The following is a 17,606-nucleotide window of genomic DNA, read 5'->3' on the forward strand; positions in this document are numbered from 1 at the left end:
TTACGCCTTATTCCGACTTCGTATTGTGATTATGAAAGTCTTTCGGCAGCATACCGAACTGCTTCTGGAAGCATTTCGAGAAGTAGGAGGGGTTGTTGAATCCTACTTGGTAGCATATCTCATTGATGCGGAACTCCTTTTCCGATAAGAGCTGAGCCGCTTTTTTCAAACGAATAAGCTGGATCAGCTCATTCGGCGTCATGTCGACTAAGGACTTTACCTTGGCGAACAATCCCGATCGGCTGATATTGAGCTCTTCGGCTAACACATCAACAGAGAATTCCGCATTGGAGATATTCTTTTCAATGATCTTATTCAACCGAGCCACAAATTTCTCATCCGCTTTATTACCTGCCACGCTTTGCAACGGGATAAAGGGCATTTCGGAGAACTTCTTCCGAAGGTTTTTCCGGGAGAGCAGTAGGTTCTCCATCTGCGCCTGAAGCAGTTGCGGTGAGAAGGGTTTCTCTATATAGGCATCAGCACCCGACCGCATACCGGTTAGTTTGGAGTCTTTATCTGTCTTGGCTGTCAGTAGGATCAACGGGATATGACTGAATGAGAGATCCTTTTTCACCTCGTTGGTGAAGGTTAACCCATCCATAACCGGCATCATCACGTCGCTGATAATGATATCGACCGGTTGTTTGCGCAACTGCTCCAATCCCTGTTTGCCATTCTTTGCCACTAAGATCTGGTAGCTATCCTGTAGGTTGTTGGAGAGGAACTCTCGCATATCCGCGTTATCTTCTACCACCAATAATAACGGTTTCTCCGTTTTTGGCTGATCAGGCTCAGGCGCATCCGTAGTCCCTACCGACGACGGAGTAGCCGCCTTGATTGTATTATCATCCGCGAGGATATCGATGCCGGGATGTAAGGCCGGATCGGTGATCTTCTGTTCGATCGGCAAGGTCAGGATAAACGAGGTCTCTACGTTTGGTTCGCTGGTGACCTTGATCGTGCCTTTGTGGGCATCGGTCAACAGCTTCACCAGAGAAAGGCCTATGCCAGTGCCCGGCTTTTTGTTTTTCTCTACCTGATAGAAGGGGCGGAAGATGCCTTCTTGTTCCTCTGGCCGGATACCCTCTCCATCGTCGGAGACCATAATAACAAGCTGTTCCTCTTCGGTATAGCAGCGAATGGCAATCTTGTTCTTCGCATGCTTGAGGGCGTTGGTCAGTAGGTTGCTTACTATTTTGGTGACTGCTTCGGCATCGAGTGTTGCTTTGGCCTCCTGATTTTCCATCTCGAACGTAATCGTGATGTTCTTTTGCTCTGCTAAAGGCTTGAAGCGTATGTAGATATTTTGAAGCAACTCATAGACGTCATACCGGTCGAAGCGGATAATGAAGGCTCCCTCTTCGGCTTTGCGGAAGTCGAGCAACTGATTGACCAGGTTGAGAAGACGCTGGCTGTTCCGATCGATGATATTGAAACTATCCCGTATGGCATTGGGCATCGTTTCCGTGTTCTCCATGATTTTCTCCAGCGGAGCGATGATAAGGGAGACCGGCGTACGTATTTCATGGGCGACAAAGGTGAAGAAGTTGATTTTCGCCTCTTGCAGCTCTTTCTCTTTCTCATGTTGTAATATGCGCAGCCCTCTTCGGTGCTTGTTCTCTGCTCGCAGGCGAATGTAGTAGATGATACATCCCAAGGTGCTGAAAAACAGGACTGCATAGAGGATGTAAGCCCAGGTGGTCTGCCAGAAGGGAGGATGAATAACGATCCTGAGTTGCTTCTCTTTCTCGTTCCATATGCCATCGCTATTGGTGCCCATCACATGGAAAATGTAACTACCGGCCGGCAGGTTGGTATAGGTAGCCTTTCGTTGATTGCCTACCAGGTTCCAGTCCTTGTCGAATCCCTCCAATTTGTATTTGTATTGGTTCTTGCCGGGGGCATTATAGCTGAGCGATACGAATTCGATACTGAAGACACTCTCTTTGTAGGAAAGGTCTATTTGGTCGGTATACAGGATGGAGTTACGGAGTATGCCATCCTGTTTGATCATCAGGTCTTTGTAGAACAACTGAATGTTGGTGATATACACCGGCGGAGTAAAATTGTTATCATAGATCTCTTCCGGGCGGATGATATTGAACCCATTGGTGCTCCCAAGGTAAAGATCACCGTTTGAGCTGAGTAGGCCTGCCTTCACATTGAGCTGATCGCTTAAGAGCCCATCGCTTTTAGAGAAGGTGCGTACGGTTTTGTCGAGCGGCCTGTAGCTCACCAAGCCACTCATCGTAGAGAGCCATAAGGTGCCTTCAATGCTTACTATGTGGTTGATCTTCTGACTGGCAACCCCGAGTGGGGCCGAGACAAACGAGTTGTTGTCGCTGTTGTAAGAGGTCAGTCCATTGTCGGTGCCAAACCACAGTGTCCCGTGCATATCTAAATGGAGCGAATTGATCTGGTTGCTGGGCAGCGACGTGGGGTCTTTGGCATTGTAGAGATGGTGATGCCAGCTTCTGTCCTCTTTGTTGTAGCGGAATAACCCCTTCCCCCAGGTAGCGAACCACACATTGCCTCGCTTGTCGTCCAGGATATCGATAGTCGTCGTTCCGGTATCTTTCATACGGATGAAATTATCTTTCTCCGGATTATAGAGACAGATCCCTTCCATCGTTCCGATCCAAAGGTTTTGCTCGTTGTCACGGTAGATGGAGTAGACACTACTGCCGAATAGGGAGGAGTTATCGCCTGCTTTGGGGTAGTAATGCTTGAAGCGCTTTGTCTTCAGGTCGAACACATTAAGACCGCCCGAGTAGGTGCCGATCCATAGTTTGTCCTTATCGTTATACAAGGCATGGATATTATGATACGACAAGCTATTAACCCCTGGCTGAGGCATATAGTTCGTAAATGTTTTTTTGATGGGGTCAAAGCAACTCAAGCCTCCGTCGTCGGCACCGATCCATATATTCCCCGCGTCGTCTTCGCAGAAGCAACTGATGATGTTCCCACCGACCGAATTGAAGTAACTGGAGTGTGTATAGCCCTCTACATGTCCTTTGGTGGGTGGTGCATAGTTGACTCCACCATAGTAGGTGCCGATCCACAAGCCACCCTCTTGGTCTTTGTAGACCGGGTAAATAAACTTGTCCGACAGGGTACTGCTTTTCAACTCGGATGCCGTCATCTGCGTGCATTCATAGGTTTGGGTGTTGAAGATACTCAAACCGTCGTCGGATCCAACAAGCAATAAGCCCGGTTCGTATTCGATGATATTGTGTATATGGGAGATGCCATTCACTGTTCCGGGTACTAAAAATTGTTCAAGCCTACCGCTTTCTTTGTCCATTTTGCACAACCCATGATTCCAAGTGCCAATCCAATAAGTATGGTTACTGTCTTCGATCATGGCATACACCCCGAAATCATTGGTGTCGACGTTGGGCAATGTGAGCTCAAGGGTGGTGAATAACCGGGAGGAGGGATCGTATTTGTTGATAATCGGGAGACTCCGTTGGGGAGCAGCCCAAACGGTATTCTCTTTGTCGACATAGACAAAAAGGATCATGTTGGATCCCGGCGTGTTCGAGTTACCCGACTCATAGGTGTATTGATGTAACGCCCCTTTTTGCCTGTCATAATAAAAAAGCCCTTGTGAGTGCGACGAGATCCAGATATTGTTTTGCTGATCGGCACGAATATCTGAAATATGACTCTTTATCAAGGTGCCTTTCTCTGTTTTCTTATCGAAGAAAGAGAAACATTCCGACTCCGGATTGTAGAGGTAAACACCATCGTCAGTCCCTATCCAAAGATCTTGATTGGGATCTTCATACAAAGCATAAATGTAATTGCTGCCAATAGAAAAGGGGGCATCGGCGTCGTATTGGAAGTTCTTGAACGAATAGCCGTCGAAGCGACTCAGTCCATTCTCTGTGCCAAACCACATAAAACCACGACTGTCCTGCGTTAAGGTACGTACGGTATTAGACGGTAAACCGTTTTCTATTTCATAGTGACGAAACCGAAACCGCTCAGCTACTGCTTTCGGACAAAGAAGAAGGTTAACCAAACCAAGCAAAATAATGGCGCGTAACAAGGATGTTTTCATATTATTACTACCCTTTCAATTAGATGCAAATGTAGGTAAATTACTTCAATTCATTCAATAATTAGCTCTTATTCTTACGAATTAATAAATTCCTCCTCCCACCGAAAGCTCTATGAAACGCTATCGGTGGAGCGAGTTAGGAAAAAGTCCTATCAAACGATAGGTTTTATAGCGGATTTAGGTTATTTTTGTGAAAGTAAACAAAGTTATACTGCAAATACTATCATGAGAAAGACCCGCGCCTTGTTTCTATTGCTGTTGATACCTCTATTGGTTTTTGGGCAATCCGCTAAGCTGTTTACTACTGACAGGGATCTGTCCAGTAGCTTGATTAATATGATCTACCAAGACAGCAACGGCATGATATGGATTGCGACGGAGGATGGCTTGAACCGCTATGACGGAGCCAAATTTACCATCTATAGGAATGAACCCGGAAACAACCGTTCGTTGATGCACAACCTGGTGCGCTGCCTGGCGGAAGACGCACAGGGCAACCTGATTGTCGGCACCTATGGCGGGGTGCAGGTCTATGACCCGGCGCTCGACTGCTTCTCGCCTCCTGCCACCTTGGCCAATGGAGGCATCTACGAGAACAATGTTGGCTCTATCCTGAAACGGCGAAATGGAGACATATGGATTTCAGGCAATGACATATCTGTTTTGACTATTCAGGGTGACAAACTGACTGTTCATCCGCTTCATCTGCCTATCTCCACCTTTGGTGCCGGTTCGGTTATCGAAGACCGCAACAATGCTATCTGGATGGCGCGAGGTGAAGAAGGTGTCTACCGAATAGGCGCCGACAATCAAGTATCTCATTACCTGGAACGCAAGAGTGGTATCAATGTCAGTAGCTTGTGTGAAGACCAGGAGGGTGGTATTTATGCGGCTACCATGGGCGACGGTCTGTGGATGTATGAGAAAGAGACGGATTCGTTTATTCTGGTCTCCCCCAAGGAATATGCGGATTTACCGCTTAAAACGCTCTATCCCAATAGCTATAACGAACTCTATATGGGTACGGATGGAAAAGGCATCAAGATCTTTGTGAACCGAACAAGGAAGATCGTCGACTATGATTTCGATAATACCTATTTTAAGTCAAATACCTCAAAAGTACATTCCATGCTGAAAGACAATGCCGGTAACCTCTGGGTGGCTATCTATCAGAAGGGGGTGATGAAGATCCCGATGCAACCCAATAGCTTTAAGTACATGGGATATAAATCGGTTGATAAGAATATCATTGGCTCCAATTGTATCACCGCCCTTTGTAAAGACCATGAAGGTACTCTGTGGGTAGGAACCGACAACGATGGTATTTATCGCATCACGGATCATAAAAAGCAGCAGGCACATTACCAGCCGGGCGATCATCCCGCCGCTGCTCCATCCACCGTTATGGCCTTGTATGAAGACTCGAAACATAACCTCTGGGTTGGCTCCTATATCAATGGCATGGGTAAGATAGATAAGGCAACCGGGCTATGTGCCTACCGAAAAGACCTGCTTGATCGCGACGGACGGCGTGTGCAGCGTGTCTACGCCTTTGCCGAAGATGATGACCAGCGGGTCTGGATCGCAACCATGGGATCCGGCTTGTTCTACTATGATATGAAAAGCGATCGGATTGTTTATGATGAGAAGATGAATACCCGGATCAATGGGTGGATCACCAGCCTGTGTCATTCCCGGGATAATATTCTCTATGCCGGTACCTACGACGGGGTGTACAGCATCGTGCCCGATCCGGAAAATCCCCAGATCCAAAAGATGTTGGTCAAACAAATCATCCATTCTATCTACGAAGACAGCCAGGGCATTGTTTGGATTGGAAGTGCTGATGGGCTTTATAAATGGAACCCGGATACTCACCGGATGAGTTCTTACACCGCTGCTGACGGCTTGCCCAGTAATGCTGTCTATGCAATGAAAGAGGATGAGCAGAACAATCTATGGATAAGCACCAATGCCGGATTGGCTAAGTTTTATCCGGAGAGCCAGCAGTTTATGAGTTATTTTGCAGGGGATGGTCTGCAAGGCAATGAATTTAGTAAAAACGCATCATTCAAAGACGAGAAGGGAATTATCTGGTTTGGTGGTACAAACGGTATTACCTACTTTAATCCCCAAGAGATTATCAATCCATCGAAGAAGTGGACGGTGCGCATTACCGATTTCTATCTCCACAACCAGCCGGTGCGAAAGGGTATGCTGAGTGACGGGCGTGAGATCATCGATGTGCCCGTATTTGAGGCGGAAGAGTTCCATTTGGCGCATGGCGACAACGCCTTTAGTATCGAATTCTCCACACAGGAATTGAGCAATCCCGAGCGTATGACCTATTATTATGCGATGAACGATGATGTATGGGTGGCATTATCCGATGGTACCAACCGCGTTTCGTTCAGTAACCTGGCCCCGGGCTCCTACCATTTCCGGGTGAAAGTGAAGGACTATACGATCGAGTCGGATGTGAAAGAGATCCGAATCCATATCCGGCCCCCCTGGTGGGCTACGGGCTGGGCTAAATTGTGTTATCTCCTATTGATCCTACTCGCTTTAGGGGGGATTATTATGCAGGTACGCCATCGCTATCGAATGCGTCAGGAGATGATGCAGCATATGCATGCCGAGCAGATAAATGAGGCCAAACTACAATTCTTTATCAATATCTCTCACGAGATACGTACGCCCATGTCGCTTATCATTAGCCCGCTGCAAAAACTGATGAGTAGCGATCCCGATCAGGCACGTCAAAAGACTTACCTGACTATCTACCATAATGCGGAACGTATTCTGAAGCTAATGAATCAGTTGATGGATATCCGAAAGATCGATAAGAACCAGATGTCGCTTGTCTGTTATGAAACAAATATCACCCATTCCCTGAGTAACCTCTGCGATACATTTGCGCAGGAGGCATGCAAAAAGAATATTACGCTGGCGTTTCATCACGCTAAGGAGGCCAATAAGCTTTTGTTGTGGGTCGATCCCGAGAGTTTTGATAAGATCATCTTGAATATCCTTTCGAACGCTATTAAGTTTACGCCCAATAATGGGCATATCGATGTCTACCTGGCAATGGGAAAGGATGCGACGCAACATGGCCCGCTGGAACGATACGCGGAAATCACTATTGCCGACAACGGCATCGGTATTCCCTCCGAAGAACGCGAGCGTGTGTTCGAACGCTTCTATCAGATACGCAACGGCCGAAGCCATTCGGGCATGGGAACAGGTATTGGTCTGCAGCTTACCCGTTCGCTGGTGGAACTGCACCGGGGTGATATCCGCATCGAAAGTAATCCGGACGAGGCACCCGGTACGCGTTTTATTGTTCGCCTGCCCTTAGGATGTGCGCATCTTCGCCTTGATGAGATAGGGAAGAAAGAGAATGCGCCTGTTAAGACGCCTGTTGTCACCGTGCCGATCGAAGTGAACGCGGAACAGCCTGCCGTAGGACGTACCCGCATCAATGGGCGTGTATTGATCGTGGAAGATGATGAAGATATACGCCGGTATATTCGGGAAGAGCTGTCGGATGAGTATATCGTTTCGGAAAGCAATAACGGGAAGGATGCGTTGGAAATGATCTTCAAACGGATGCCCGACCTGGTGATAAGCGATGTCATGATGGATGAAATGGATGGTTTTACCCTCTGTCGCAAGATGAAACAGAATGTGAACCTGAACCATATACCGGTGATCCTGCTTACCGCCAAAATCACCGAAGAGGATAATATAGAAGGCTTGGAAACGGGTGCTGATGCCTACCTAATGAAGCCTTTCAATATGGAGGTATTGCGTACAACGGTCAAGAATCTCATTCGTAGTCGGGAACGGTTGCGTAATGCCTTCAGTGGGCAACAAGACCAGGAAGATAAACTGCAAAAGATAGATATGCAATCGCCCGACGATAAATTGCTGGAACGTGTCATGCGGGTGATCAATGATAATCTTTCTAATCCGAACCTGACCGTCTCGATGATTTGTGATGACATAGGCATCAGTCGCGTACACCTGCATCGTAAGTTGAAGGAGCTGACCAACCAGACAACGCGTGATTTCATTCGGAATATGCGCCTGAAGCAGGCAGCAGCTCTTATGTCGGAAAAGCGCTATTCCATTGCCAAAGTGGCGGAACTGACCGGTTTTGTGAATGCCAGCTATTTCTCAACCGTCTTCAAAGAACTGTACGGCGTTTCACCTACCACCTATATGGACGAACACTTGGGAAATGAAGAATGAAGGATGAGCAATCGAAGAAAAAAAAACCGTTTGCGAAAGCCTGGGCTTTAACGCAAACGGTTCTACAATCTAATAGAACAAATAGACTAATACATAAAAAACAATCACGTTTTCTACCCTTTTGCCTCTTTACAAACATAGTCAACAATCTGTTGAATCACGCACGTTTTTGTTACCGAAATCTTTGATTGTGCTACAGAAATGCGCGTGAACGTTTCATTTTTCTTTCTTTATGTTACATATGGACAAATAGCTTACGCTTTAATAATGCCTCCGCACCCCCTAGGGGGTGCCTACATGGTGCCTACATGGTGTCTACATGGTATCTACATACTTTTTACGTACTTTTTATATAGTTAGAACGGAGGCAATACGGAGGCAGTACGGAGGCAGTACGGAGGCACTATTAAAACGTAAGCTAATCACCCTGGATACACCCCGATTTCCTGGCCTGCTCCTATCAAAAAGAGTCTTTTTTCGGAAAATTGGTTGCTTTTTGATAGCAAAACAGAGGCGTGTTAAACGTGTCATTTTACGAATTATTAACATATGGCCTGATTTAAGGTCATTTTGCAGCGAAAATGCAGGAGAGATTATACAGTCCTGTCGGACGCATATAAAAACAAAACAAGTCGAATTCGCTGAATAGTAACATTTGATATGTGAACATTTTATAAAATTAAAAAGCAATGATAGTCTAATAAAATGGTAAAATAGTCTATCTATGAGAGTTTAATACTTTGATATATAGCTTGATAAGGTTGTTTTTAAGGCTTTGCTGCCTGTATGTTTTTTGTATTTAAATGGACGATTCTATTTCTGAAAAATTAACAGATATGTTTCCTTTGCCTTTATTATATGATTTGCGGAAAAACACTTAAACTAATTTGATTAAGATTATGAGAAAGAAAACAAAGTTTCCTGGCAGGCGATGGGGTATCCTATGCTTGGCATGTTGTGTCTTGTTCAGTGTAAGCGCGTCCGATGTTACAGGTGTTGCACACGTGAGTGAAGCGGGCAGTATGTTGTCTGTGCAACAGTCGAAAACGGTACAAGGAACAGTAGTTGACGCTGAAGGCTATGAGCTTCCGGGCGTGAATGTCGTGGAAAAAGGAACGACAAATGGTACCACCACCGACGTGGATGGTAAGTTCTCATTGACGCTGACCGGATCGAATCCGGTGCTTCAATTTTCCTATGTAGGTTACCAACAGATGGAGGTAACGGTAGGTAATCAAGGCGTTTTGACGATCCGTATGCAGGAAGATTCCCAGTTGATGGATGAAGTAGTGGTGATTGGTTACGGTACCCAGAAGAAAGGTGATGTGACGAGTGCCATTAGTAGTGTGAAGAAAGATGACTTTATTCAGGGTAAGGTAAGTGATGCTGCCGACCTGATTAAAGGGAAAGTGGCCGGTTTGGTTATTTCAAAAGGTAGTGGTGACCCCAATTCCGGTTCCAGTATTCGCTTACGTGGTGTTATTACCTTGACAGGTAGCAACAGTCCGTTGGTATTGGTTGATGGGATACCGGGTGACATGGGCACGGTGGCTCCTGAAAATATCGCATCTGTGGATGTGTTGAAAGACGCGTCGGCAGCCGCTATTTATGGTACACGCGGTGCTAATGGGGTTATTCTTATTACGACCGTTGAAGGAAAACGTGGACAACAAGCGTCAATCAACTATTCCGGTTATCTCTCTTTATCACAGTTTGGTAAAAAGCATGATTTCATGGGACCGGAAGAGATTCGTCAAGGCTATACTGACTTTACTGATATGGGGTATGACACTGACTGGTTGGATGCCGTTACACGTACCAGTTTCTCACACAACCATAACGTGAATATTCATGGTGGTACAGAGAAAACGACCTATTCTGCCGATGTGACCTATCGCGATGATCAGGGGGTTATCCTGAATACATACAGTGAAGACTTAACCATCAACATGAACCTATCGCATTGGTTCTTCAATGATATGTTGAAAGTTAGCTTCAATCTGTTGAAGGGACAACATACCAATAGTGCAAATAATGCTACGTATGTGTATCGCCAGGCTATTATCCATAACCCAACCGAACCTATTAAAGATGCGGATGGCAACTGGTATGAGAATTTCGGTCGTAGCGAATATGTGAATCCGTTAGCGTTGATTAACGAACGCATTGGTGATTATGAAACCGATTGGTCACGCATGACGGGATCATTAACCTTCGAACCGATTAAGGGATGGCAAAATAACCTTCGGATATCTCGTCGCACCTGGAGTGGACACGATAAAGGATATTATACCTCAGATCATCCTGATCAGCGTAGCTCCGGCCACACAGGGTATGCCTATCATTCATATGGAAAAAGTCATACGGATGAATTAGAGTTCACCTCTAACTACCAAAAGACCATTGGTAAACACCGCTTTGAAGCGTTGGTGGGTTATAGCTACCAATACTCACAGGCGTCGGGCTTTAACGCAAACAATACCGATTTCCCTAATGACTTCTTCCAATACAATAACCTGAAATTAGGGGGCTATCTCAAAGATGGGAAAGCCGGTATGGGTAGCTACAAAAACGATAGCAAACTGATTGGTGCTTTCGGACGTATTAGCTATGGTTATGCTAATAAATACAACGCATTGGTTAGTATCCGTCGCGAAGGTTCTTCCCGCTTTGGTGCCAATCATAAATGGGGTACATTCCCTTCCGTTTCTTTGGGATGGACTATCAGTAATGAAGAGTTTATGAGTGATTTGACTTGGCTCGACCATTTGAAATTACGTGCCGGTATGGGTACTACAGGGGTTATTCCCGGCAGTAATTACCTTTCTTTATTGAAATATGATTTTGGATCACAATATTTCTATGATGACGGAGAATGGAAACCAGGTTTGGTTGTTACATCGAATCCTAATCCTGAATTGAAATGGGAAAAATCAACAGAATACAATGTCGGTATCGATGTTAGCACGTTAGACGATCGTTTAGGCGGTTCTATTGATGTATATCGGAAGACAACTACGGATATGTTATGGAACTATTCGGTTCCTGTACCGCCCAACTTGTATAACACCACGTTGGCCAATGTAGGGGAAATGCGTAATACCGGTATTGAAGTAGCTATTAATGCTGTTCCTGTGCGCACGAAGGATTTTGAATGGAAAACAACCATAACCGCTTCGCACAATAAGAACAAACTGTTGAGCCTTTCAAATGATTTGTATGAAACGGCAAACTTCCGTGTTACAGGCTGGTTGGATGCTCCGATCTCACAGGAAACACATTATATGGAAGTAGGTAAGGAATTAGGCCATTTCTATATCATGAAATCAGTAGGTGTATCTGAACGTGGTGTATTCTTAATTGAACACCCGGAAACGAAAGAGGTCGTAGAGCTTAACGATGCCATGCTTGATGATGAAAGCTATCGTCAGGACTTTGGGTCTGGTTTGCCTAAGCTGTTTGCCGGTTGGAGTAATCAGTTACGCTACAAGAATTTTGATTTGTCGGCACAATTCACAGGACAGTTTGGCTTTAAGATTCTAAATGGCCCACGCGCTTTCTATGAAAACAATGCTGTGTACCTGAATAAGATGAAAGCTGTTCTTAAAGCGCCTTATGGAGGAGAATACACCTTGTCGAGAGCACAAAAACAAGCCATTGTAAGTTATTATCTGGAAGATGGTGATTTCCTGAAATTGAGTAACCTAACCATCGGTTATACGCTTCAAATGCCTAAAAGCAATTACATCAAGAGTCTACGTGTTTATGCATCGGGAAACAATCTGTTCTGTATAACCGGCTATTCCGGTTTGGATCCGGAACTTGACTTTGGTAACGTACAGGCTCCCGGTATAGAATATCGCGATACATATCCAACAACTCGTTCGTTTACTTTTGGTATTAACCTTGGATTCTAAAAAAATTAAACAGCATATGAAAACTAAAATAAAAGCTTATTTAGGAGGCGCGCTTATTGCGTGTTCAATCTCCTTAAATAGTTGTACTGATTTGAGTGAAACGATATATGATACGATGTCTCCTGATGTCTATCAGTTTACACCGGAAGATGCACAAGCCTTATTTGTACCTGTATATAACAGTTTGCGAAATGTTCTTTGGGGTTGGTATAGCTATTCGGACATTTCAGGACTTGCCGGTGACCTTTGGTGTATTCCTAACCGTATCGGTATTGGCTGGGGTGACTTGTATATCCCGTTACATAAACATGAGTTTAATCCGGATATTGACCATTTCAATACCTTCTGGACACGGGCTTATGCGGGAGTATCCGCTTGTAACCAATTATTGGAAGACCCGGCAGTGCAATCGGTAGAGACGACAGTAGCACAATTAAGAGCTTACAGGGCCTTGTATTATTTCATGTTGTTCGATGCCTTCCGCAATATTCCATTAGATACGGAAGCTACTCATGAAGCAGGGTGGCTGCCAACGCAGGCTACTCCTCAAGAAACATGGGATTTTATCATTGCTGAACTGACCGATGTGAAAGGGAAATGTGGTAATGAAAAAGTTATGGGACGCATTAATAATTATGCGGTAAACATGCTGCTTGCCAATATGTATCTTAATCACAATGCCTGGTTCAATGATGATTCCGATAAATCATGGTATGGTAAATGTATTGATGAACTAAACGAAATCATTGAAAGCGGGGTTTACTCCTTAGCTCCTAACTACCTGGATTGTTTCAAAGAAGATATTTCAGGCAATCCTGAAATCATTTTCGGAATACCTTATGTAGAGAAATATGGTGGTGGTAACTATTATGCCAATATGTGGCTTGCTGTAATCAGTAAACAAACATATGGTTTCAACGGATGGGCAACGAGTGGTGCCAACGTTTTGTCACAGTTCCTGGATTCATACGATGCCGATGACGAACGTTATGATGATTGCTGGAATGTTGATACGCCTCAATATGCCATGGACGGAACTCCATTAATGGCAAATGGTGTACCGGTAGTTTATACCAAAGAAATTCGCAGTATCGACCAACCAGGTTGTTATGAATATGAAGGCGGCCGCTTAGTAAAATATGAAATCCTTCCGGGCGACTTCGGAACGAGCTATGACGACGTGCCTTTCTATCGTTATGCCGACGTGTTATTGAAGAAAGCCGAGTGCCTGCTTAGAATGGGCGGTTATAATGGTGAAACAGAAGAAGATGCGGCTGATTTAGTGGAACAGGTACGTGCCCGTAACTTTAAGGCTCGTCCTGACAAAGCAGCACGCACAGTGGCACAGCTTAAAGGTGGTAGCAACTATCCTTATGGACATCAGGAAAACCGAAATGAAATGGGACAAAACGATCCTGCAAAGATTTTCAGCGAATATGAAGGTGGAGACGACATCATATTGGGTGGTTTATTGGATGAACGTGCGTGGGAATTTGTAGGTGAATACAGCCGTCGTCAGGATCTTATCCGTTTCCAAATGACAAACGGACAAAATGTATTCAATGGCAAATCATGGTTCTGTAAACACCGCGTAACCAATGTGGCCGATAATCATCTGAATATCTTCCCGATACCGAAGGAAGCGATTGATGGTAATCCGAAATTAGTTCAGAATCCCGGGTATTAATAACTAAAGAATAACATAGTATGAAAAAGTATATATATAGTCTGTTGATCGGAGGATTGATCCTCTCATTATCAGCATGCAGTGAGGATTGGGAAGATGCCACCAGCAAGCATGTATATGGTCAGAATGAAAATCCATATTTGCGGGCAGATGCCAAAGCAACTGTGACAGAAAAAATGAAATTTGGCGCAGGGCAAACGCATACCATTCATTTGGAAGATTATGCTGATGTATTCAAGAAACAGCTCGATATGACCGTGGATGAAACCCTGGCAGGCCTATCAAGTGGTAAAGTTGTATTTCATAACATCAATACATCTCGTAATGCATGGGATAGAACAGCGCCTAATAAAGGAACATCAGGATGGTATTTTGACGCAGTAGGAGCTGTTGCTGATCAGGCTAAGGCTCAATTTGCTGTCGAATTGAATGCAGGCAATAAGACTCTTGTTGTTAGCGCGCTTGAAAATGCAGCTATGGGAGCTTCGGTAGGCTTGAATGTGGGATTTGCCATTGACGGTCCTAACTTCGACCAATATGTTCGTTTCTTTAGCGATATTGTTATTGTAGACACTCCTGTTGAAGTATCTATTCGGATTCCGGACGGTGAATATAATTCAGCACCTGTTGATTTCAATGATTATGCCAGCGCGATACAAGAACGCTTTGGCTTGAACGTTGCCGACTTCTGTACCGCACTGGGTGGTGATAAGATACACATGTATTCCGTAGGTGTTGAATCTTTGAAATGGGATGAAAGCAGTGGTTATACGGCTAATGCACCTGGTTATTGGATGAAAGCAGATGGTACGGTGACCAATTGGGGTGCCGATGGCTATTGCCTCTATGCAGAATGTAATGTAAATGCCGGCATCATGTATGTAGGTCGCTCTTATTTACCTGCCAAAGGCGACAAATATACCATTAGTATCGGTTTCCGTGATAAAGCAGACACAAGCAAGCTGTTGCGCTTTGTGATTAGTATTACAATGGATTAATCATCTTGAGGGTGTATCAAAAGTAAAAACTTGATACACCCTCAAATAAATAAAATACTTATTATGAAAAAAATACTATCATACCCTATCCTCCTTGTTGGGGCGTTGTTGATCGCTTTAGGCTTACAGGGGTGTGGCAAAGATACTCCCATAGCGCTTGATACCGTTGACGTAAAAGAGACGGATGTTCAAGTCTCTGACGCAGGGGGAACCGTCGAGATCAGCTTTACTGCTTCGAGTAAATGGACCTCCGAAGTGTCGGCCGACTGGATTGAGCTGGATAGAAAAGAGGGTATGGGTACCTATCTGACTAAGGTAAATGTTTCCGTAAAGAAAAATGAACTAAAAGAACCGCGTACGGCAAAGATCACGATCCGGTGCGCGACAGATAAAGGTGAAATCACCATTACCCAAAAAGAAAACACAGACCCGGTCATCAAAGAAATTGATCCGAAAGATATACCTGACTACGAAAAATATCATAAACCGGAAGAGTTCTCCAATATGAATATGTTGTTGGAGGATTCTAAATGGTCCTTTTCCCGCTACAAACAGAGCGAACACTTCTTTGTGTTTTGGGAGCCGGGCTTTGGGCCTGATCCTAATAGCACTGATGTGCCAAGCGAATTGCGCGTAGACATCGACGACCTATTAGCGAAGGCAGAACAGTTTTACAAAACAAATATCGAAAAGTTGAAGTTTGCCAATACCGGTAGCGGTGCCTCCAACCTGGATAAGTACAAAATGCAAATATACATGCACTACACGACGGAGTGGATGGCTTACGGTAGTGGATACGATAATGTGATTGGTGCTTTGTGGGTAAACCCCAGCACTTGCCATCCTGTTGGGTCGACCATCGCACACGAGATTGGACACAGCTTCCAGTATCAGGTCTATTGTGATAAAGTGGCGCAAGGGGCTCCCATGGATTTCACCCAAGGTTTCCGTTACGGCTACGAAGGCAGCAACGGTGGGTGTGGCTTCTGGGAACAGTGTGCGCAATGGCAATCGTTTCAGGATTACCCGAATGAACTATTTGGCTACCACGTCAGCGTATGGGAAGCAAACTATCACCGTAGTTTCGAACACGAGTGGATGCGTTACGCGAGCTACTGGTTACAATACTACTGGGTGCAAAAGCACGGTATTGAGAGTGTTGCTGACATTTGGAAACAAGCGGTCTATCCCGAAGATGCGCTCTCTACCTATATGCACCTTTACTGTAATAACAATGTAGAAACGTTATACGAAGATATGTATGACTATGCCACGCGCATGGTGACCTACGACTTGGATGTCGTACGCGACTACCGTCCCTCAACGACCGGGAACTATGCCACCAAGCTGTTTAATGCCGGCGATTACTATCAAGTGGGCTATGCCAGTTGCCCGGGAACCACCGGATTCAACGTGATAGCACTCAATGTACCCGATGCGGGAACAACCATCAAAGCCGATTTCGTAGGATTACAACCCGGAAGCGCCTTGGCTGCCGATGATCCGGGTGTTATGATCGATGGTGATGGCAATGTCGCAGGCACTACCCGCAACTACAACAAGCACACGGTAGAAGCAGGGTGGCGCTACGGATTCGTGGCCATCGTGAACGGCAAAGCACAATATGCCCCTATGCACAAAGAGAGCGCAGGGCAAATAGCCTATACCGTACCTGCCAACACCAGCCACCTATACCTCGTCGTGCAGGGTGCCCCCGCGCAATACGTGATACACGGCTGGAACGATAAGGAGTCGGACGATGCGCAATGGCCCTACAAAGTGAAGTTCGAAGGAACGGATTTATTGGGCAACTTCACGATTGATCCTAATGCCGATGTAAAAGATATCACCTTCACCTACAACCTGACCTGCGACGCCAGCAAGGGTGATTACATCCTGGGTACGATTGATTTGCAAGGCAATGGCGATATACAGAAGTTGGCACAAGCCTTCGTGATGCAATCGGCCATACTCAGTGCAAACACCCTGCCCATTGTCAACGGGAACACCGCTGTGCCGGAAGAGGGCAAAATCGCCTTGGGGTTATTACAAAGCGACGGTAGCTATTCCTACTCCTATACCGCCAATGTCGGTTTCTATTGCACAGCCGAGGGTAACCAGGGCTCGTGGGGCAACAACGATCCGTTATGGTTTGAATACGACAAAGACGCGTTTGTAATCACCTACGGCCACAAGCCGGGATCCAGCGTAGCCGGCAAGAAGTACACCATCAAGCCAACATTAGTTTACACCAAAGATGGCAAGCAATACAAAGCCACCTTTGTACTTAATATGCAGTTTTAAGGGATCTGAAACAAAACCCTGATATTGTAAATAGATAGTCTCGGTGTCCGGTAAAGGTTTATTCGAATCTTTACCGGACTTTTTTTTGAAAAAAAAATTCTCACCCGCATGAGAAAAAATTCTCACCCGCGTGAGAAAATCTTTAGCTGTAGAACAAATCTGAAAAATCGCCTCCTTTTGAGTGTGAAATTGGCGGGTGACGGATAAAATAGAATTATCGTCTTAGAAGTTGAAAGAATTGTCTATTTGAATTTGTGTATATGGTTGATATATAGTTGTGTATGGTAGTTTTCTTGTTCGGTTGCACTAAAATAATAAAGCTATTTAATTAGACAATTATGCTACGCGAAGGAGTTCCGAATCTTTATGTTTGC

The 17,606-nt window shown here is 45.1% G+C and carries 6 protein-coding genes; 5 read left to right on the forward strand and 1 reads right to left on the reverse strand.

The window, feature by feature from the left end; translation table 11 throughout:
* Positions 1–7 precede the first annotated feature (7 nt).
* On the reverse strand, positions 8–4,072 hold the full coding sequence (locus M2134_RS08350) for a two-component regulator propeller domain-containing protein (protein ID WP_280750892.1): 4,065 nt from the start codon (positions 4,070–4,072) through the stop codon (positions 8–10).
* Positions 4,073–4,297: 225 nt separating this feature from the next.
* Here M2134_RS08350 and M2134_RS08355 point away from each other — a divergent pair, with 225 nt between their 5' ends.
* The 5 genes from M2134_RS08355 to M2134_RS08375 all read left to right on the forward strand — a co-directional run bounded on the left by M2134_RS08355 (position 4,298) and on the right by M2134_RS08375 (position 17,232).
* The gene (locus tag M2134_RS08355; RefSeq protein WP_280750891.1) at positions 4,298–8,326 is read left to right on the forward strand and encodes a hybrid sensor histidine kinase/response regulator transcription factor; all 4,029 of its coding nucleotides are present in this window, start codon (positions 4,298–4,300) and stop codon (positions 8,324–8,326) included.
* 1,022 nt (positions 8,327–9,348) lie between these two features.
* Positions 9,349–12,243: a TonB-dependent receptor gene (locus M2134_RS08360; RefSeq protein ID WP_280750938.1), complete on the forward strand. Its 2,895-nt coding sequence runs from the start codon at positions 9,349–9,351 to the stop codon at positions 12,241–12,243.
* A 16-nt stretch (positions 12,244–12,259) separates the two neighbouring features.
* Positions 12,260–13,930 (forward strand): RagB/SusD family nutrient uptake outer membrane protein, encoded by a 1,671-nt coding sequence (locus M2134_RS08365; protein WP_280750890.1) that lies wholly within the window; start codon positions 12,260–12,262, stop codon positions 13,928–13,930.
* 20 nt (positions 13,931–13,950) lie between these two features.
* Positions 13,951–14,928 (forward strand): DUF4859 domain-containing protein, encoded by a 978-nt coding sequence (locus M2134_RS08370; protein WP_280750889.1) that lies wholly within the window; start codon positions 13,951–13,953, stop codon positions 14,926–14,928.
* Positions 14,929–14,991: 63 nt separating this feature from the next.
* Entirely contained in the window at positions 14,992–17,232 is a 2,241-nt protein-coding gene (locus M2134_RS08375) for a DUF6055 domain-containing protein (protein ID WP_280750888.1), read from the forward strand.
* The last annotated feature ends 374 nt before the right edge of the window (positions 17,233–17,606 follow it).

This window comes from Parabacteroides sp. PM6-13 (assembly GCF_029892605.1).
GTDB lineage: Bacteria > Bacteroidota > Bacteroidia > Bacteroidales > Tannerellaceae > QVMG01.